We start from the raw sequence: 19,278 nt of genomic DNA on the forward strand, positions 1-19,278 counted from the left end.
ATAGATTATATACAGCTGAAGTTTGCATTGAATGATTTAGTAAGACTAAACGTGTGCATTCACTAACTGTCCATGATTCAATATAATTATAAACAAAGTGGAGGGATAGACAATGACAGAAATTAATTATTTAACAATAGGCTCAGAATCAGCACCTATAAAAGTAGAATCATTTATCAATTTCGCTTGTCCGTATTGCAAAAACTACTTTTTCGCTGCAGACACTGTATTAAAGCCATTGATTGATCAAGGGAAAGTTCAACATACAATCAAACATTTTGATAAAACTAAACAAGGATTATTAAAAGGAACTGTAGCAAATATATATTTAAACTACCAACAACCTGAAAAAACTTTAGACATTATTCGTGAATTGTATAATACGCAAGCGCAATGGAAAGTTAACTTTGCGACAATTGAAACAAAAATGGAAGAAGAATATAATCTTGTACCACGTAAAGAAGCTGACGATCGTTCGTTAGCAATCAATGAAGAAGCATTTGAAAGAGGGATTAAAGGCATTCCGACCGTTTTTATTAATGGTAATTCATTTGAATTTAAGCCACTTGAAGATAAACAAGAAACAATAGAAACTAAGCTAACAGAGCAATTGAATAGTTCTATTTAAAAATGGAACTATTGAGAGATAAATATTTGCAAAATGAAGGCGTCGGGGACATCATTGATTCGTTCCAGATGCCTTCATTTTGTCATTATAGGTAATCATTTTATACTTTTTTCAATTCTAGTCCTTATTGTCACGGTGGGGCGACGAAAAAATTTAAAATAAAATTAGATTTCTGTTCAATGTATCTTTCTAGATGTTGTTAAAATTTATTTTTTAACCAAAGATGTTTGTGTGCTTGTCTGCTTTAATATTTGCAGTTAATTATAGTTTAGTAGTTTTAATTTATAATCATGTATGGATTGAATATTACCATCTTTCTTTATGATAATAATATGTTCTTTCGATATCTGAGTCGGGGAGGTTACACCTACAGCGGCAGCAATATTAAATAAACCTTCATGCAAGCTAGTTACAAAATTAGTGACGCGATATTTTTTTTCATCTATAATCAATCCTTTTTCACGCTTTGGATCTGTCGTTGCGACACCTACAGGACATGTGTTCATGTGACATTGTCTACTCATAATACATCCGACACTAATCATCATACCGCGTGCAACATTGACTAAATCAGCACCTAGACCTAATGCAATAGCAATTTTATCAGGTGTTACAAGTTTACCTGATGCAAACACTTTAATTCGATTGCGTATACCATACTTCTCGAGTACACCAGTTAAAATTGGTAAAGCAGTGAATAAAGGCAAACCTAGGCCATCTTGCAATTCTTGAAATGTTGCGCCAGTGCCACCTTCGCCTCCATCAATAGTAATGAAATTCGGAAATTGATTTGTTTCAATCATTGTTTGTGCGAGCGCTTCAACTTCTGATACTTTACTGATTACAATTTTAAATCCAACAGGCTTTTGACCAACTTTTTGTAATTGTGTAACCCAGTTTAATAAATCGGTTGGATCATCAATAGAGTCAAAGCGGTTAGGTGAGTTAATCGTCTTCCAAGGTTCAACATTACGAATGTCAGCTATTTCCTGTGTTACTTTATTACCTTGCATATGACCGCCTCGTGTTTTTGCACCTTGTGCTAATTTGATTTCAAAAGCTTTAACAGCATCTTTATTTGCTAACTCTTGGAAAGCATTGATATCAAATTGCCCTGACGCATCTCGTACACCAAATAAACCGGGCCCTATCTGGAAGATGATATCTGCATTACCTGATAAATGATGTTTTGATAATCCACCTTCACCTGTATTCATCCATGTTCCAGCTTGTCCTAATCCTTTTGATAGCGCCGTAATCGCATGACTCCCTAAAGCGCCATAACTCATTCCTGATTGACCAACCAGTCTTTTAAGTTTGAAAGGATGTTCCAATTCAGAACCCAAAATAATAGCATCTTCATCTGTTAAATAGAATGGATCTATCTCTGTTTTTGTACGGTGTTCATCACGATTAAATAGTCTTTCATTTTCAATTGTATAAATGAATGATGAAATCAACGGTGCCTGTTCAATATGTAATTCTTTAGATTGCAACGGAAACATAGTGTTTTGAATGTAAAAACCATCTTCATAATCTTTTTGTGTACCGAAACTAGTCATTCTCGAATTATATTTCCCAGCTAATACAATATTCGTGAAGTCATTACGAGAAAAAGGTTTACCCTTGGTATCTGCTAAAAATAAATATTGACGTAACTCAGGCCCTATTTTTTCTCCAAAATATCGAATGCGTGCGAGTAATGGATAATTGCGTAAAACACTATGTTGCTTTTGTCGTTTATCTTTAAAAAGTAATACCGCCCCTAAAACAAGTACGCTTATTAAACAAACAACAATGATTACGTTGACGATGAACTGTAAAATAGTCAAAATAGTCATGTAACATTCCCCCTTGATATAGTTATATAATACAACAAATTATACAATTTACAATGCGTTCTATAGTTATGGGGACAGAATGATTTATTCTTTTTTCAAAAAGAAAAGGTAAATCAACTTATAAAAATGATAAAGCATTGTGTTATATTATGGTTAAATAGCTACAAGGAAGGTGACATATGACTGATAAGCCATTAACAACACAACTAACTAAAAAGAATATTTGGCAGCATCAGAAGATTGTTAAAAGGGACTTTTGGTTAATCCCTATTTATATCATTGCCAATTATCTTATACCGCTTATATTAGCGCTGCTTTTAATCGCATCATATGGCATTTTTAACATAGGTAGCAAATATCATTTGAGCGATATGAATATACTGATTTTTGGTGGTGTTATTGCTGAAATATGTATCATATTAAGTTTTTATGGAATGCATATTAAAGAAAATGTTACAGCAATTGCGATCGATAGGTTTAAGGCAGTACGCAAATATATTTTGATTATTTTTATGGTATACATATTTACCCTCGTATTTAATAATTTATATGATTGGCTTATGACTTTGTTACCTAAGTCATTACAGTATAATGAAACGCAAAATCAATTGATTTTAGAAGCGCTGTTTCGAGACAATTGGATGCTCCCGTTTTTATTTTTAGATATTGTTATTTTGACGCCGATTATTGAAGAGTTATTATTTAGACATCTAATCATTCATGAATTAGGTAAGAAAATCACATATGCTGCTGCAAGTGTATTATCTGTCATATTATTTGCAGGTATTCATGTATTAGGGGCTACATCACCATTTGAAATAGGAAGCTATATTTTTATTGCGATTGGATTGGTGTTTGTGTATTTGAAAAGTGGGCGAAACCTAGCTGTATCAATTTCATTGCATGCTTTTAACAATTTTATCTCTTTTATTGCGATTGTATTTTTAAAATAATGTTAGTGTATGATATTTAACGTATGTTTTTGAATAAAACGGTTTAACGAAATAATGACAAGATATTAAATCGTCGTAATAGGGTATAACCTATATATTATTTAGGAGGTTCAAAATGTTAGAGCTCAGAAATGTTTCATATCGGATAGATAACCGACAAATTATTAACAGTATTAATTTGAAAATCAAAGCTGGAGAAACTATTGCGATTGTTGGGCCTTCAGGAAGCGGCAAAAGTACATTGTTACGTTTGATTAATAATTTGATAAGTCCTACAGAAGGAGAACTATATTTTAATAATCAAGCATATGAAAATATTAATCCAGAAAAGTTACGAATGGAAATTAGCTATTTATTACAAGAAAGTGATTTGTTTGATAGTACCATTGGTGATAATTTAGCTTTCCCTGCACAAATAAGAAATGACAAGTTCAATCGTAAAAGAGCCAAATCACTTTTGAAGTCGGTTGGGTTAGGTCATTATAGCTTTGATACGAGCGTAAATCATCTTTCTGGTGGAGAACGTCAACGTGTAACGATAGCGAGACAGTTAATGTATAAACCCAAAGTATTATTGTTAGATGAAGCAACAAGTGCATTAGACGTACATAATAGTGAGAAAATTGAATCTTTAATCTTTAAACTTGCAGATGAAGGTATAACAATTTTATGGATTACACATAGTAATGATCAAAGTATGAGACATTTTCAAAAACGCATTAGAATTGTGGATGGACAGATTGAGAAGGAGGAGGAATTATGATGAGTACCACTGCATTAGTGCTTACTGCGACACTCCTTCTTTTTCCAATCATTGTGTCATACAAAGAAAAGTTGCATATCATTAAAGATTTACTCATTGCAACGTTAAGAGCAGTTGTTCAATTAGTTATTTTAGGTTATTTACTGCATTTTATATTTGATGTAAACCAAACATGGTTGTTGCTTTTATTTGTATTAATCATCATCATCAATGCATCATGGAATACGATAAGTAGAGCTTCACCCGTTATGCATCATGTGTTTTGGATTTCTTTTATCGCAATCTTTATTGGCGTAGCCTTACCATTAGTGGGTATTGTAGTCACGGGCGCAATTGAATTCAAACCTAATGAAGTGATTCCAATTGCAGGGATGCTTGGAAGCAATGGTTTGATTGCAATCAATCTTGCGTATCAGAATTTAGATCGTGAGTTTGTTAAAGAAATGAGTCAAATCGAAGCCAAATTAGCATTAGGTGCAAATCCAAAACGCGCTTCCAAAGGAACAATACGTGAAAGTATCAAAACGGCAATTGTGCCAACGATAGATTCAGTAAAAACGTATGGTATTGTTTCGATACCAGGTATGATGACAGGGTTGATTATCGGTGGTGTAGATCCATTGGAAGCTGTAAAATTTCAGCTATTAGTAGTATTCATTCATACGACAGCCACTATTATGTCAGCGTTGATTGCAACATATTTAAGTTATCGTCAGTTCTTTAATGAACGAGATCAATTAATTGCGCGACATATCCCTAAAGACAATCGCTAAACGTATTTTATACATGCTTGTTATCATGAACATTATTTTAATTTCTATAGTCAAATCTATTTTATGCGAAATTTTAAGCTGAGATTGGCAGGGAACGTGAAGAGGTATCAAAATGGTTTTTGATGCCTCTTCTGTTTCCTGTTTTTTGAAATGAATTTAAGAACATGTATTGCTAAGTATTCATATATATTGACGAATGGTTTATAATGTAGCAGTTATAGAATTTTGAAATCACATAAAAGAGAGGAGGATATTTATGTCAGTCATGCGCATATTTACCTTTATACTAAGTATATTTATTGTTGGAATGGTTGAAATGATGGTTGCTGGTATTATGAATTTGATGAGTAGTGATTTGCATGTTTCTGAAGCAATTATCGGACAATTAGTTACATTATATGCAATTACTTTTGCAATAGCAGGACCTATTTTAGTTAAGTTAACGAATCGTTTTTCACCACGTATGGTTTTATTATGGGCGCTGTTTGCATTTGTTGTAGGCAATATTATTATTGCAATTGCGCCTAATTTTTCTATTTTAGTTATTGGACGTATCTTATCATCTGCAGCTGCAGCTTTAATCGTGGTTAAAATATTAGCTTTAACTGCATTATTAACTGCACCACAACACCGAGGAAAAATGATCGGTATTGTCTATTCTGGCTTTAGCGGTGCAAATGTTTTTGGTGTGCCGATTGGGACAGTGATAGGTGATTTAGTTGGTTGGAGATATACGTTTTTATTTATTGTAATTATTAGTTTGTTCGTAGGCATCTTAATGTATATCTATATTCCAAAACTAAGTGATCATCTGTCATCAAATACTGAGACAGACACAGGATCAAGTCGTTCAAATACTTATTCCAAAGTGTTAAGACCTGTTGAAGTTACAAAATATTTGGGCATCACGTTTTTATTATTAGTAGCCAACTCGGTTACTTTCATTTATATTAATCCTTTAATCCTTTCCGGTGGACATCAATTATCATTTGTTTCAATTGCATTATTAATCAATGGTATTGCAGGAGTAATCGGAACATCAATGGGTGGCTTTTTATCAGATAGACTTACAAGCAAACGTTGGTTGGTCATTGCGACAGCTGTGTTTATTGTTATGATGCTACTGCTTAATATGTTTTTACCAGGAACTGGTTTGTTACTCATGATTATCTTTATCTGGAATATTATGCAATGGAGTACTAATCCAGCTGTGCAAAGTGGCATTATAGAGCATGTTGAAGGTGATACGAGTCAAGTGATGAGTTGGAATATGTCTAGTTTAAACGCAGGTATTGGTATCGGTGGTATTGTAGGTGGATTAGTAGTATCGAACTTAAATGTTTACGCAACTACTTATTTTTCAGCTGCAATTGCATTAGTAGCATTTATTTTAGTGATTAGCCTTAAAAATGTCGCTAAGTACAATAAAGCATAGTGATTTGGAGCATTGGTCAATCATTATGTATGACTCCAAAATAAAGCTATATATAAATGAAAAATGGGAGTGGAACAATGAAATGTATGTAATTTCAGTTCCACTCCCATTATCATTTTTGCGCAAATGTTTTTACTAAATTAACACAGTTCATAAATTAAAATGTTACTACACCGATGAACATAGCGATAATTAACATGACGATGGCAAATCCCCATATCCAAAAGAAAGCATATTTAATATATGTTCCCATATTTGCTTCGGCAAGCCCAATCGCTAACCATAACGCAGGTGAAAATGGGCTGACAAACGTACCGATAATATTTCCAATTAACATTGCATATGCTGTTGATACAGACGATACACCAAACTGACCGGCTGTTTGTTCTACAATAGGTAAGATAGCGAAATAATAAGCATCCGTACTTGTTAATAGATCTAGTGGAACACCGAAGATACCGACAATAATGTGTAAGTATGGTCCAACGGCATTTGGAATAATATGGATAAAGCTTACTGCTATTGCTTCAAGCATACCAGTTTCATTCAATACGCCTAAGAACATACCAGCAGCGATAATTACGGCTGCCATCATAAGTGCGTTTGGCGCATGTGCTTTAAGTCTGCTCATTTGTTCGTCTACATTTGGGAAATTAATAATTAAAGCAATCGCAACACCAATCATAAATGCAAATTCGGGCGGTGCGATATTAGCTAGCATTGCTACAATGATAGCAAGCGTGAGTATGACGTTGATCCAATTAATCCAAGGCTTAGTAACAGCAACGCCACGAATCGGAAATTTAATATCTTGATCTTGTTCATATATTTCAACCAATTTATGTATATCTACGTCTTGTGTATTAGATACTTCTCCTGAATTGATTTTACGTTGTATGATTGCTTTTTCTCGAAAACCCAAAAATACAGCGAATAGTAAAACTAAAACAAAACCGATGATTTGAACTGGTATGACACCATACCATAATTCGTTTACATTTTTAATATTAATCACTGAAGCTGTACGAGCCATAGGGCCACCCCATGGCACCATGTTCATAATCGATGCACTCAGTCCGAGCAATAAAAGTAATAGATAACGATTCATATTTAGCGCCTTATACAAAGGCAATAATGCAGGTATTGATAATAAAAATGTTGTTGCGCCAGCACCATCAAGTTGAGCGAATATTCCGATAATTGCAGTTGCAATACAGACAACTACAACATTACCTCTAGTAAGCAAAATCAAACGTTTTACTAACGGCTTAAATAACCCAGCGTCACTCATGATACCGAAGAATATAATTGCAAATATAAACATGATGACGACGTTGATAACTTGATCTAAACCACTATTAAAAAATTTTACTAAATCACCAATATTGTAACCTAATATTAATGCACCCAAACTTGGTATTAAAATCATACCCACAACTGGACTAATACGTTTAGCAATTAGTAATCCAACAATGGAAATAATAATAATTAACCCCATAATTGTTAGCCAAACACTCTCTTGTTGCATAAAATATCCCCTCCAAGTATTAAAGCGCTTACAAAAAACTGAACAAAAAATTGTTCACACTTCAAAAAATGATTAATTATAAGTGTAACAGAGAAAATAGGCGTGTATAAGTTATATATATAAATAATTATATAATTTTACTTATATTAAATTATAAGTAAAACAAATGTGCTTTTTGAATTGTATTATTATGCTAGTGAAGCGTTTTTTCAGGTGCGTGTAAAAAATGCCAATAAATAATTGTTCTAATTTTAAAAGGGGCTGAAGCAATATTTTAAATTCTGAAGAGCATCAAATCGTTTTATATTTTAGGAAATTAGGATATAACATAATATAAAAGAATGTATAGATTAAATTAAGTAGTTCAGTTTTGGAGTACAAAAAGTGAAAATGTAAACCTAAATGAGTATCAAATTGCAACTGAATTTGATACTCGTTTTTTATTGTTAAATCAACGTTTGTTGTTAATTTACACCACAAAATGTAAGTTAAAATGTATATAAAAATGCGAACGTGAAATAATTATTGTAGGAATGCAAATTGGTGTGTTAAAATGGTTACAATTTACTAAGCAAAAAGGGGTGCATTTTCCTATGCAATTTCTTGAGCCAAAAAATAAGAACGCTAAGTCTGTGGATTGGGAAATATCAGAGCAAGTAAGGGTGATAGTTAAGCAATACGCTGAATATGCAGAGCGTACTGAAAGCGAAGCAGTGGATGAATTCTTATTGAACATTTTAGACGATAAGAAGTTTATTGAATGGATTGCCAACAAGCGAAGTAATAAGCGGATTGTTGAAAAAATGGGTATCAAAGATAGAGTGGGTTGATAGACAATGACCAAGCTTAAAAGATTAGCCACGAAGGAAGATGAAATTGTAGATGTTAAAATTCCGATTTCAAACGAAGAATTAAAAGATAGGGCTAAACAATATGATTTATTAACTCCAAAACGATTTGCAACAAGGTATAACAAAATGTTGTTCTTGCCAACGTCTTTTAAATGGAACGGTTCTGAATATCCCATTCAATATAATTACTGCATCAATCCGTTTTGTTGTAATTTTGGGAAAGAACAGCACAAATTCAAAGATGTAAAAGGGAAACCAAGTCGATATAAAATGACTGGTAGTTCCAAAGATAAAGGTCATAAAGGTATGTACTGCAATGACAATCCTATTGGCAGAGGTGTATCGCAAAACTGTACAGTAACCCCTTTATCTAATTGGTCTGTTGTTGAAGAAATTAAACGCCTTATAGAAATCAATAGCATCCAAGATGTTGAGCCAGATTATCAATTTCATAAAGAAGGCTGCTCGGAAGAAGAATCAACCCCATTCAATGAGCCGAAGCAATTTTACAAAAGGGGGAAAAGTAGGGGCAAATCTCAACGCTATCAATGTAAGGCGTGTAAGAAGTTCACTAATGTTCTACCAAAAAGAGAAGAAACCACTACTTATCACCAACAAAAGAACACCATTCTTCCAATGTTCGCTAAGATGGTTGTTGGAAGGGTTTCAGTCAGTCGTACTTGTGATATTTTAGGAATTGGAGTTGGAACCTACTATCATAAGCTGGAGTGGCTGTATAGGCGTTGTTTGGAGTTTTTAGAACGATATGAGACACAACCCCTTCAAACAAAGAAATTTAACGAGATGTGGCTTAATACGGACAAGATGCACTACTACCTAAATAACGTCCGTAAGAAAGGACAAGGTTCAAAGAAATATACGGGGTTTGAAGACCTTAATATGCAAACGTATATAGTTGTATCTGCTGAGGTCTTATCAAGATATGTGTTCCGTTCTGATGTTGCCTATGATTGGAATGTTTCAATGGATGAATTAAATGAAGATACAAGAAAATTCAAAGAAGACCATCTCAATACTTTTAGTCGTAAAAATGATAGGTTAGATTGGTCTTATTATCCACAAGAACCATCCGCTAACGATAGCGAAAATAGGAATGCTTATCTTCACGAATTAGGGAAAATTACTAATAGGAGTAGATTTGTCGATGGTTTAAATGTTGATGCTCCTTATACTACAACTGCTCACTATTGGTTAATTAAACAAATGGTTAATGCCGACGAATGGCGAATGATTAGTGATGATGACTTCTCTATTAGAAACGCCTTTTATAGAGTATTCACGAAAGAATTAAGGTTGAGCGATGCACATCATTTTATTTGCCAAGTTAACAAGACGAAAAGCAGAAAACAATGCTTAAAAGAATTCGGACAAGCAAAAGCAGAACTGCTCGATTGGGGAGATATCAGAGGATTCAAAACAAAGTTTCTACGGACTTTGGCATCTCATTATCTAACTGAATTACTAACAAGTCATCAATTCCACGAAGAGGCTATTAGTAAAGATGGAGAAAGATATCGCAAATATGCCGATAACCCTATCAAACATCCATTAGCCACTAAGGATAAAGGATTTTATTCAGTTGATTGTAGAACGGATTTATCTGCTCTGGAACCAAACGAAATCGCAAAGATGCTATTAAATGTTAATGACCATTCGACCAATAGCTTTATTCAACAGATAAGACGTTATATATCATCTCTTGAAAGACCATTAACAACAGCTCGTGGTGATAAGAAGAGCTATATTTACGCTAACTTCAATCCGAAGTATGCTCAATTTGCGATTACAATTCTAAGAACTTACTACAACTTTTGTCGCCCTTTTAAATCAGCGGATAAAAAGGTTTTGACACCTGCTCAAAGATTAGGGATTACAGATAAACAATTTGATTGGAAAGATATAATTTATTTCAAATGACAAAAAGAGCTTGGAGTAATCCCAAGCTCTTGTGCTTTATCTTTACTGTTCTTCTTCAATTAACGCACCCGTTAACTCAATAAGTTTTTTCTTTCATATACATGAAAATAGTAGTTATACGGATTTTTATCATTCTTTATCCCTTTTTGGGCAAATACCTCATTCCATTCCTCATAATTCACTTCTGGAAAAAAAGTATCTCCTTCGAATTCATGATGTATTTTTGTGATGTACATTTTCTCAACATAAGGGAAAAACAAATTATAAATCTGTTCTCCTCCGAAAATAAAAATTTCTTCTTCGTTTTTACATAACTCAAAAACATCTTCTATTGAATGAACAATTTCACAACCATTAAAGGTAAACCCCTTATCTCTCGTCAGAATAATATTTCTTCTGTCAGGTAAGGCTCTTCCGATTGATTCAAGGTTCTTCCTACCTAATATTATCGGATGTCCCTTTGTAGTATTTTTAACATATTCCCAGTCCTTGGGAATCCTCCAAGGAATGTCATTCTCTTTGCCAATCACTCTATTCTTATCCATCGCAGCAATCAAAGAAACTTTCATTTATAACACAGCCTTTTTAACTAATTTACCATCTAATTTCTTATTTCTATCAAAAAACCTTTTCTCATTATCCTGCCCGTTAGTTGAATAAGCAATTTTTTCTATAAGTTATATTATCATAATACCACAAAATCACAAATTTTCATTCAATTATCATTTTCAATTGCATTTTATAAATCATTTTGTATGTAATTTGGTATGTAAGTTAAAATGAAAAAAGTAGTCCATTTTGAAGTACATTTTGTCATTTTGTACTCCAAAACTGAACTACTTAAGATTAAATGTATATGTTTATAGTAAAATTAAAATAAAAGGCGGTATGTTATGAGTGAATCAATTAAAAACGATAAAGTAGATGCGTTTATTGAGCGCTTAGATCAATGGCAAGATGCATTTAAAGTACTAAGAAATATAATCAGTCAAACAGAATTAACAGAGGATTATAAATGGATGCATCCATGTTATACTTTGGACAATAAAAATATAGTTATCATTCAAGATTTTAAATATTATTGTGCATTATTATTTGAAAAAGGCGCTATTATGGAAGATCCATATCATACTTTAATTCAACAAACAAAAAATGTTCAAGCTGCTAGACAATTAAGATTTGAAAGTTTAGAAGAAATAGAACAACGTAAAGAGGAAATCGCTTGGTATGTTGAAGAAGCCATTAGAGTAGAAAAATCAGGTAAAAAAGTACCGATGAAAACTACGGAAGATTTCGATATGCCAGAAGAATTGAAAAATAAATTAGAAGCGTCGTCAGAGTTAAAAGAAGCATTTAATAATTTAACACCAGGAAGACAACGTCAGTATATGTTTTATATTGGTGATGCTAAACGTGCTTCAACAAGGGAAAATAGAGTCGAAAAATATATCAATCATATCTTAGAAGGTAAAGGCATGAATGATAAGTAGCCAATTTTAGCTTTAGTGTAACTTAGGATATCAATGACAACAAAAGTGCCTGTGATTATCAAAATCTTTTAAGCGTATTTTCAAAAAACTTGAAACATATTTTTGTTTAACCAAACCTTCGTATTTCTGTAAAAATGGACAAAACGTAGTTTGTAAAAATTATAATAATGTTGCAACTTTATCATTTATCGTTTATAGTTTGCTCGAATATAGATATAGCAGATGAACAAAGTAATATTTTGTAAGAGAAGGTGTAGATATGGCAAGAGTGTCTAAGCGTATTCAACTATTAGAAGCAGCAGCGGCTATCGTAAATGAACAAGGTAGTGAGTATTTAACACTTGATGCAGTTGCTAAAAAAGCTGGTGTTAGTAAAGGCGGTTTACTGTATCATTTTAAAAATAAATTCGCATTGATACAAGGACTTGTGGATCATGCAGATGAGTTGTATCGAAATAATGTGAATGAACATGTTAAAAATGAGTCACAAGAAGTTGGCAAATTATTGCGCGCATTTATTGAAGCTACTAGAGAACACCGTTCAGAAAATGCATCAATTACTTCTGGCATGCTAGCTGCACAGGGTATAAATAGTAATTTATTGTTGCCGCTACAAGATACCTATAAAGATTGGCAAGATAAAATTGAAAATGATGGTATTGATAAAGTCGATGCAACAATTATACGATTAGCAGTGGATGGCTTGTGGTTATCGGAAATATTTGGATTAGATGCATTAGATGAAACAATGAGAGCAAAAGTTTTAGAACGATTAACATCTTACACAGAAAACACGCAAATTGAATTAAGAGATGCATGAAAAAATTAAAATTATAAAAAAATAATTAAATTTCTAATTCGTTGAAAGCGTTGATAATATAGGGATAAGTGATGGTACATCATCACTTATCCCTTTTTTTAGGTGTTTCAAGGGTCGAAACTAAACCGTCCGGTTGGTACACTATCAATTGTGATTAAAACTCTGTTGGAGGTTTATATATGAAAAAAGTTATGCTAACAGCAGCTTTAACAGGTGCTGGAGATACTGTAGAAAAAAATAAAAGTGTTCCTGTAACACCTCAAGAAATTGCAGATTCAGCAATTAAATGTGCAAAGGCAGGCGCTACTGTTGCACACATTCATGCGCGAGACCCAGAAACAGGCGGCATCAGCCATGATGTTGAATTCTTTAAAGAAGCAGTAAGATTAATAAGAGAAGCTGATGAAGATATTATTATTAACATTACTTCAGGTGGTGGCGGAGATTTTATTCCTAACCTTGAAGATCCATATACAGCAGGTGAAGGTTCAGATATGCAAACACCTGAAGAAAGACATGAAGCAATTGGCGCATTATTACCAGAAATGTGCACACTTGATTGTGGTAGTGTGAATATGGGTGACGCTGTTTACTTAAGTCCAGCTGATTGGTTAAGAAAACAAGCGCAATTAGTAAAAGATGCAGGTGTAAAGCCTGAATTAGAATGTTTTGATAGTGGACACATTTCATTTGCAAAACAATTAATTAACGAAGGTCTTATTGAAGGAGAACCAATGTTCCAATTCTGTCTCGGTATCCCATGGGGTGCTGAAAACGATGCAGAGACAATTGAATACTTTAAAACACGTATTCCTGAAAATGCACATTGGTCAGCATTTGGAATTGGAAGAATGCAATTACCAACTGTAGAAGAAGCGGCGAAACGTGGCGGAAATGTCCGTGTAGGTTTAGAAGATAACTTGTATTTATCAAAAGGCGTAAAAGCCTCTAATGAACAACTTGTTGAACGTGCAGTAGAAATATTAAAAGAATTAGATATCGAACCGATGACGCCAGCTGAAGCGCGTGAGCAATATCAACTTAGAGATCCAAAAGGAGGCAAATAATGAAATTTGCAGTTGTAGGTACAGGCGTTATAGGTAGTGGCTGGATTACGCGTATTTTAGCGCATGGGCACGAAGTAATCGCAACAGATCCAAGTGAAGGCGCTTATGAAAGAATGTTAAAACAAGTGAAACAAAATTGGCCATATGCTGAGCAATTAGGTTTAGCAGAGGGCGCGTCTTTAGATAATTTGTCGTTTACGGTAAGTTTAGAAGAAGCTGTTAAAGATGCAGATCATATTCAAGAAAACGTTCCAGAAATTGAAGATCTGAAAGCACAGGTATTAATAGAAATCGATACCTATGCCCGTCAGGATGCCATTATTGGTTCTAGTACTTCTGGTATTATGCCTTCAGAATTACAACAAAATTTAAAACATCCTGAACGTTTAGTTGTTGCACATCCGTTCCATCCTGTATACATTTTACCATTAGTTGAGATTGTGCCTGGTAAACAAACAGCTGAAGCTGTCACAGTAAAAGCAGAAAAAGTATACGAAAGTATTGGTATGGATGTACTACATGTCAGACATGAAATTGAAGGACACATAGCGGATAGATTGATGGAAGCGTTATGGAGAGAATCTCTACACATCGTTAATGAAGGAATAGCGACTACTGAAGAAGTAGATAAAGCATTTACACATGCAGCAGGACTACGCTATGCACAATACGGACCATTTATGACATTCCATCTTGCTGGAGGAGAAGGCGGCATGCGCCATATGTTAAAACAATTTGGTCCAGCATTGAAAAAACCATGGACAAAATTAATTGCGCCTGAATTAACACAGGATTTATATGACAGTGTAGTAAATGGGTGTGAAACAGCTTCCCAAGGACAAACAATGTCAGAACTAGACCAAAAACGTAATGAATTCCTAGTTAAAGTGAAAAAGTTAGCAGAAGCATATTGGCCTGAAGATACTGCATCGATGAAAAAAAGTTCTAAATAAATGGAGGATCATATGTCTCAATTTCAATATCAAACCACGGTTAAAGATATTTGGGTAGATCATAATCAGCACATGAATGATGCTGAGTATAATCGAGTATTTAGTGATGCTACAGATGCGTGGCTGGTATCATTAGGTTTAGATATTAATACAATTAAAAAATTGAATTATACAGTGTTCACTTTAGAAAATCATGTGGTGTATTTAAAAGAAATAAACGTAGATGAACTTATTACTGTCAACGTAAGCTTATATGATTATGATACCAAGCGTTTACATGTTTTTATGACTTTAGTAGATGCTCAAAATAACCGTTGCGCAACATATGAAGTAATGCTTATGGGAATGGACACTACAATAGGAAGACCAGCAGCTTTCCCTGAACAAATAAAAAATGCTATAGATGATTATGCTAAAGTTGGAACGATTCATGAAGCGCCAAAAGAATTAGGTCGATTAATTGGCATAAAACGAAAATAATATTTTTAAAACATTGTTTTGAGCTATTGAATTGATAATTAATTTCAATAGTTTAATTAACAAAACTTGCGGTTATAAATTGTTTATTTTCATTTGTTGAGTTATCTTAATATATAGGATGAAAAAATTAGTCAAAATTGATATTTTTGACCAACACATGAATAAAGTAGGGCTAGTTGTGCTACATGTTTTTACTTATTTTCGGATTTGTATAACATCCACAGTTAGCCCTATATTTATAAATGAAATATTAAATGAAAATACAAATATAGAAAGGAATTAACACATGTTAAGTATAAAAAACTTATCTAAAGTCTATGGTGGAACAAAAAAAGCCGTAGATAATATTTCATTGGAAATCGAATCTGGTGAATTTATTGCATTTATCGGTACAAGTGGGAGTGGGAAGACCACTGCTTTAAGAATGATAAATAGAATGATTGAAGCTACGGAAGGTGAAATTGCAATCAACGGTAAAAATGTTCGCAAAATGAATGCCGTTGAATTACGTAGAAAAATTGGTTATGTGATACAACAAATTGGATTAATGCCTCATATGACAATTAAAGAGAATATAGTCTTAGTACCTAAATTATTAAAATGGTCTGATGAAAAGAAAGAGAAAAAAGCTAAAGAATTGATAAAATTAGTAGATTTACCAGAAGAATACTTAGATAGATATCCTTCACAACTGTCTGGAGGACAGCAACAACGTATTGGTGTTGTGCGTGCTTTAGCAGCTGAACAAGACGTCATTTTAATGGATGAACCATTTGGTGCGCTAGATCCAATTACGAGAGATACATTACAAGATTTAGTTAAAGAACTGCAACAAAAATTAGGTAAAACATTTATTTTTGTCACACATGATATGGATGAAGCGATTAAATTGGCAGATAAAATTTGTATTATGTCTGAAGGAAAAGTCGTTCAATTTGATACACCAGATAATATTTTACGTCATCCTGCAAACGATTTCGTACGTGATTTTATCGGTCAAAACAGATTAATCCAAGATAGACCAAATATGAGAACTGTAAAAGATGCAATGATACGACCAGTAACCGTTCATGCGGATAATTCATTAAATGAAGCGGTTAAAATTATGAGAGATCGACGTGTCGATACATTATTTGTCGTTGGTAATAATGATAGATTACTTGGATATTTAGACATAGAAGATATTAACCAAGGTTTGCGTGCTCATAAAGAACTCATTGATACGATGCAGCGTGATATATACAGAGTAAGAGTAGATAGTAAATTACAAGATACAGTGCGTACCATCTTAAAACGAAATGTAAGAAATGTACCAGTTGTAGATAGTGATGAAGAGACATTGATTGGACTAGTTACGAGAGCAAACTTAGTCGATATCGTTTACGATAGTATTTGGGGCGAATTAGATGAAAATGTCAGTGCACAAAAAAATGCTATTGTTGAGCCCGATAATGTAGGAGCTGATAAGTAATGAAAGACTTTGTAGAGCAGTATGGTGGGCAACTGATATCAAAAACAGTTGAACATTTCTATATCTCAATCATCGCTTTGTTAATTGCTATCGTCATCGCTGTACCATTAGGTATTTTATTATCAAAAATGAAAAGAACATCTAATGTTGTGCTGACCATTGCTGGTGTGTTACAAACGATACCAACATTAGCAGTATTGGCAGTAATGATTCCGATTTTTGGTGTGGGTAAATTACCTGCAATTGTAGCATTATTTATTTATGTATTATTACCAATATTAAACAATACTGTATTAGGTGTACAAAACATAGATGACAACATTAAAGAAGCAGGCACAAGTATGGGTATGACACGCTTTCAATTAATGAAAGATGTGGAATTACCGTTAGCCTTACCGCTTATATTAGGAGGTATTCGTTTATCTTCTGTTTACGTAATTAGTTGGGCAACTTTAGCCAGTTATGTAGGCGCAGGCGGTTTAGGTGACTTTGTATTTAATGGATTAAACTTGTATGACCCACTAATGATTGTAAGTGCAGCAGTATTAGTTACTGCTTTGGCGTTAATCGTAGATTTCTTACTATCACTGGTAGAAAGATGGGCTGTACCTAAGGGATTAAAAGTATCCAGATAATTTGAGGAGGACATTATGAAGAAATTGAAACAATATGCTATTGTGCTTGTGTTGTGTCTGACGGTCTTATCTGGATGTAGTTTACCGGGATTAGGTGGCAACAGTTCAGAACAAGATGTCAAAATCACAGCACTTGCAACAAGTGAATCACAAATTATGTCTCATATGCTGAGACTATTAATAGAACACGATACAAATGGCAAAATTAAGCCAACATTAATTAATAATTTAGGATCGAGTACGATTCAGCACAATGCATTAGTAAATGGTGACGCGAATATGTCAGGTGCTAGGTATAATGGCACAGATTTAACTGGTGCGTTAAATGAAGATCCGATTAAAGACCCTAAAAAAGCTATGAAAGCAACTCAAGATGGTTTCCAAAAAAAATTCGATCAAACGTTCTTTAACTCTTATGGTTTTGCTAACACTTATGCGTTTATGGTCACTAAAGAAACAGCAGAAAAATATAATTTAGAAACTGTATCTGATTTGAAAAAACATCCAGAACTTAAACTTGGTGTAGATAGTTCTTGGCTAAACCGTGAAGGTGACGGTTATCCTGGATTTACAAAAGAATATGGTTTTAAGTTTGATACTATCAGACCAATGCAAATTGGTTTAGTATATGATGCATTAAACTCTAATAATTTAGATGTAGCTGTAGGTTATTCAACAGATGGGCGTATTGCAGCATATGACTTAAAAGTATTAAAAGACGATAAACAGTTTTTCCCACCATATGATGCGAGTGCAGTTGCTACGAATGAATTGTTAGATAAACATCCAGAGTTAAAACCAATCATCAATAAACTAGACAAAAAAGTTTCGACATCTGAAATGCAAAAACTTAATTATCAAGCAGATGGTGAAGGACAAGAACCAGCAGTAGTTGCTGAGAACTTCTTAAAAGAACATAATTATTTTGAAAATGATAAGAAAGGTGGTCAAAGCTAATGGAAGGTAATTTATTACAACAATTAGTAGAATATTATTCAGTCAACTATGGCTACCTTTGGGATTTATTTTTAAAACATTTATTAATGTCTGTTTATGGTGTGTTATTTGCATCTATTGTTGGTATTCCAATTGGTATCCTGATTGCACGATATAGTAAATTTTCTGGCATTATTATTACCATCGCTAATATTATTCAAACCGTTCCAGTTATTGCAATGTTAGCGATACTCATGCTCGTTATGGGATTGGGTACCACTACGGTCGTAGTAACAGTATTTTTATATGCGCTATTACCGATCATAAAAAATACCTATACAGGTATCATGGGTGTTGATGCGAATATTAAAGATGCTGGTAAAGGTATGGGTATGACGCGAAACCAAGTGCTAAGAATGATTGAGTTACCTTTATCACTCTCTGTAATATTGGGTGGATTAAGAATAGCACTTGTTGTTGCAATTGGAGTTGTAGCAGTCGGTTCATTTATTGGTGCACCTACATTAGGTGACATCGTTATCCGAGGTACAAATGCTACAGATGGTACAACATTTATTTTAGCTGGTGCGATTCCAATCGCATTAATTGCTATCATTATTGATGTAGGTTTAAGATTATTGGAAAAACGTTTAGACCCATCGCATAAAGCAGAAAAAAGAAGTAAACAAAAACCACAAAGTATTAATGAATAGAAG

The 19,278-nt window shown here is 33.6% G+C and carries 19 protein-coding genes; 16 read left to right on the plus strand and 3 right to left on the minus strand.

Annotated elements, in window-relative coordinates:
- Positions 1-112 precede the first annotated feature (112 nt).
- Positions 113-628, plus strand: coding sequence for a thioredoxin domain-containing protein (locus KA856_RS02740; protein WP_107384101.1), 516 nt, complete (start codon positions 113-115; stop codon positions 626-628).
- A 257-nt stretch (positions 629-885) separates the two neighbouring features.
- Here the strand turns inward: KA856_RS02740 and KA856_RS02745 are convergent, their stop codons facing one another.
- On the minus strand, positions 886-2,469 hold the full coding sequence (locus KA856_RS02745; protein WP_107384100.1) for an FMN-binding glutamate synthase family protein: 1,584 nt from the start codon (positions 2,467-2,469) through the stop codon (positions 886-888).
- A 179-nt stretch (positions 2,470-2,648) separates the two neighbouring features.
- Between KA856_RS02745 and KA856_RS02750 the strand changes: the two genes are divergently transcribed.
- The 4 genes from KA856_RS02750 to KA856_RS02765 all read left to right on the plus strand — a co-directional run bounded on the left by KA856_RS02750 (position 2,649) and on the right by KA856_RS02765 (position 6,393).
- Positions 2,649-3,422: a CPBP family intramembrane glutamic endopeptidase gene (locus KA856_RS02750; protein WP_107384099.1), complete on the plus strand. Its 774-nt coding sequence runs from the start codon at positions 2,649-2,651 to the stop codon at positions 3,420-3,422.
- A gap of 115 nt (positions 3,423-3,537) precedes the next feature.
- Positions 3,538-4,185 (plus strand): ABC transporter ATP-binding protein, encoded by a 648-nt coding sequence (locus KA856_RS02755; protein WP_107384098.1) that lies wholly within the window; start codon positions 3,538-3,540, stop codon positions 4,183-4,185.
- Complete coding sequence (locus KA856_RS02760; RefSeq protein WP_107384117.1) at positions 4,185-4,958, plus strand: ABC transporter permease; 774 nt, start codon at positions 4,185-4,187, stop codon at positions 4,956-4,958. Before KA856_RS02755 ends, KA856_RS02760 begins: the two co-directional genes overlap by 1 nt.
- Before the next feature lie 256 nt (positions 4,959-5,214).
- Positions 5,215-6,393 carry an MFS transporter gene (locus KA856_RS02765; protein WP_107384097.1) on the plus strand — a complete coding sequence of 393 codons (1,179 nt, stop codon included), beginning with the start codon at positions 5,215-5,217 and terminating at the stop codon, positions 6,391-6,393.
- A 157-nt stretch (positions 6,394-6,550) separates the two neighbouring features.
- Here the strand turns inward: KA856_RS02765 and KA856_RS02770 are convergent, their stop codons facing one another.
- A complete protein-coding gene (locus KA856_RS02770) occupies positions 6,551-7,921 on the minus strand; it encodes a CitMHS family transporter (protein WP_107384096.1) in 1,371 nt (456 codons plus the stop codon).
- 593 nt (positions 7,922-8,514) lie between these two features.
- Here KA856_RS02770 and KA856_RS02775 point away from each other — a divergent pair.
- Positions 8,515-8,751, plus strand: coding sequence for a hypothetical protein (locus tag KA856_RS02775; protein ID WP_001159903.1), 237 nt, complete (start codon positions 8,515-8,517; stop codon positions 8,749-8,751).
- A gap of 6 nt (positions 8,752-8,757) precedes the next feature.
- A complete protein-coding gene (locus KA856_RS02780; RefSeq protein WP_210138496.1) occupies positions 8,758-10,710 on the plus strand; it encodes an insertion element protein in 1,953 nt (650 codons plus the stop codon).
- A 71-nt stretch (positions 10,711-10,781) separates the two neighbouring features.
- Here the strand turns inward: KA856_RS02780 and dfrG are convergent, their stop codons facing one another.
- Positions 10,782-11,279 carry a trimethoprim-resistant dihydrofolate reductase DfrG gene (gene dfrG, locus KA856_RS02785; protein WP_000868795.1) on the minus strand — a complete coding sequence of 166 codons (498 nt, stop codon included), beginning with the start codon at positions 11,277-11,279 and terminating at the stop codon, positions 10,782-10,784.
- A 324-nt stretch (positions 11,280-11,603) separates the two neighbouring features.
- Here dfrG and KA856_RS02790 point away from each other — a divergent pair, with 324 nt between their 5' ends.
- The 9 genes from KA856_RS02790 to KA856_RS02830 all read left to right on the plus strand — a co-directional run bounded on the left by KA856_RS02790 (position 11,604) and on the right by KA856_RS02830 (position 19,275).
- A complete protein-coding gene (locus tag KA856_RS02790) occupies positions 11,604-12,200 on the plus strand; it encodes a YdeI/OmpD-associated family protein (protein WP_107384095.1) in 597 nt (198 codons plus the stop codon).
- 259 nt (positions 12,201-12,459) lie between these two features.
- Positions 12,460-13,020, plus strand: coding sequence for a TetR/AcrR family transcriptional regulator (locus KA856_RS02795; protein ID WP_107384094.1), 561 nt, complete (start codon positions 12,460-12,462; stop codon positions 13,018-13,020).
- A 179-nt stretch (positions 13,021-13,199) separates the two neighbouring features.
- On the plus strand, positions 13,200-14,087 hold the full coding sequence (locus KA856_RS02800) for a beta-keto acid cleavage family enzyme (RefSeq protein WP_107384093.1): 888 nt from the start codon (positions 13,200-13,202) through the stop codon (positions 14,085-14,087).
- The gene (locus KA856_RS02805; RefSeq protein WP_107384092.1) at positions 14,087-15,040 is read left to right on the plus strand and encodes a 3-hydroxyacyl-CoA dehydrogenase NAD-binding domain-containing protein; all 954 of its coding nucleotides are present in this window, start codon (positions 14,087-14,089) and stop codon (positions 15,038-15,040) included. The genes KA856_RS02800 and KA856_RS02805 overlap by 1 nt, the downstream gene beginning before the upstream one ends.
- A 12-nt stretch (positions 15,041-15,052) precedes the next feature.
- Entirely contained in the window at positions 15,053-15,520 is a 468-nt protein-coding gene (locus tag KA856_RS02810) for a thioesterase family protein (RefSeq protein WP_107384091.1), read from the plus strand.
- 286 nt (positions 15,521-15,806) lie between these two features.
- Positions 15,807-16,991 carry a betaine/proline/choline family ABC transporter ATP-binding protein gene (locus tag KA856_RS02815; RefSeq protein WP_107384090.1) on the plus strand — a complete coding sequence of 395 codons (1,185 nt, stop codon included), beginning with the start codon at positions 15,807-15,809 and terminating at the stop codon, positions 16,989-16,991.
- Positions 16,991-17,626, plus strand: a complete 636-nt coding sequence (locus tag KA856_RS02820; protein WP_107386342.1) for an ABC transporter permease — start codon at positions 16,991-16,993, stop codon at positions 17,624-17,626. The genes KA856_RS02815 and KA856_RS02820 overlap by 1 nt, the downstream gene beginning before the upstream one ends.
- A 15-nt stretch (positions 17,627-17,641) precedes the next feature.
- A complete protein-coding gene (locus tag KA856_RS02825; RefSeq protein ID WP_107386343.1) occupies positions 17,642-18,583 on the plus strand; it encodes an osmoprotectant ABC transporter substrate-binding protein in 942 nt (313 codons plus the stop codon).
- Positions 18,583-19,275, plus strand: a complete 693-nt coding sequence (locus KA856_RS02830; RefSeq protein WP_107384087.1) for an ABC transporter permease — start codon at positions 18,583-18,585, stop codon at positions 19,273-19,275. The genes KA856_RS02825 and KA856_RS02830 overlap by 1 nt, the downstream gene beginning before the upstream one ends.
- Positions 19,276-19,278 lie beyond the last annotated feature (3 nt).

Source organism: Staphylococcus sp. GDB9P120P, from assembly GCF_017893435.1.
In the GTDB taxonomy this organism is placed as follows: Bacteria; Bacillota; Bacilli; order Staphylococcales; family Staphylococcaceae; genus Staphylococcus; species Staphylococcus cohnii.

What these genes read in the sequence shown, in the direction of transcription:
- KA856_RS02740 (WP_107384101.1), top strand. Translation starts at nt 113, where the DNA reads ATGACAGAAATTAATTATTTAACAATAGGCTCAGAATCAGCACCTATA.
- KA856_RS02745 (WP_107384100.1), bottom strand. Translation starts at nt 2,469, where the DNA reads ATGACTATTTTGACTATTTTACAGTTCATCGTCAACGTAATCATTGTT.
- KA856_RS02750 (WP_107384099.1), top strand. Translation starts at nt 2,649, where the DNA reads ATGACTGATAAGCCATTAACAACACAACTAACTAAAAAGAATATTTGG.
- KA856_RS02755 (WP_107384098.1), top strand. Translation starts at nt 3,538, where the DNA reads ATGTTAGAGCTCAGAAATGTTTCATATCGGATAGATAACCGACAAATT.
- KA856_RS02760 (WP_107384117.1), top strand. Translation starts at nt 4,185, where the DNA reads ATGAGTACCACTGCATTAGTGCTTACTGCGACACTCCTTCTTTTTCCA.
- KA856_RS02765 (WP_107384097.1), top strand. Translation starts at nt 5,215, where the DNA reads ATGTCAGTCATGCGCATATTTACCTTTATACTAAGTATATTTATTGTT.
- KA856_RS02770 (WP_107384096.1), bottom strand. Translation starts at nt 7,921, where the DNA reads ATGCAACAAGAGAGTGTTTGGCTAACAATTATGGGGTTAATTATTATT.
- KA856_RS02775 (WP_001159903.1), top strand. Translation starts at nt 8,515, where the DNA reads ATGCAATTTCTTGAGCCAAAAAATAAGAACGCTAAGTCTGTGGATTGG.
- KA856_RS02780 (WP_210138496.1), top strand. Translation starts at nt 8,758, where the DNA reads ATGACCAAGCTTAAAAGATTAGCCACGAAGGAAGATGAAATTGTAGAT.
- dfrG (WP_000868795.1), bottom strand. Translation starts at nt 11,279, where the DNA reads ATGAAAGTTTCTTTGATTGCTGCGATGGATAAGAATAGAGTGATTGGC.
- KA856_RS02790 (WP_107384095.1), top strand. Translation starts at nt 11,604, where the DNA reads ATGAGTGAATCAATTAAAAACGATAAAGTAGATGCGTTTATTGAGCGC.
- KA856_RS02795 (WP_107384094.1), top strand. Translation starts at nt 12,460, where the DNA reads ATGGCAAGAGTGTCTAAGCGTATTCAACTATTAGAAGCAGCAGCGGCT.
- KA856_RS02800 (WP_107384093.1), top strand. Translation starts at nt 13,200, where the DNA reads ATGAAAAAAGTTATGCTAACAGCAGCTTTAACAGGTGCTGGAGATACT.
- KA856_RS02805 (WP_107384092.1), top strand. Translation starts at nt 14,087, where the DNA reads ATGAAATTTGCAGTTGTAGGTACAGGCGTTATAGGTAGTGGCTGGATT.
- KA856_RS02810 (WP_107384091.1), top strand. Translation starts at nt 15,053, where the DNA reads ATGTCTCAATTTCAATATCAAACCACGGTTAAAGATATTTGGGTAGAT.
- KA856_RS02815 (WP_107384090.1), top strand. Translation starts at nt 15,807, where the DNA reads ATGTTAAGTATAAAAAACTTATCTAAAGTCTATGGTGGAACAAAAAAA.
- KA856_RS02820 (WP_107386342.1), top strand. Translation starts at nt 16,991, where the DNA reads ATGAAAGACTTTGTAGAGCAGTATGGTGGGCAACTGATATCAAAAACA.
- KA856_RS02825 (WP_107386343.1), top strand. Translation starts at nt 17,642, where the DNA reads ATGAAGAAATTGAAACAATATGCTATTGTGCTTGTGTTGTGTCTGACG.
- KA856_RS02830 (WP_107384087.1), top strand. Translation starts at nt 18,583, where the DNA reads ATGGAAGGTAATTTATTACAACAATTAGTAGAATATTATTCAGTCAAC.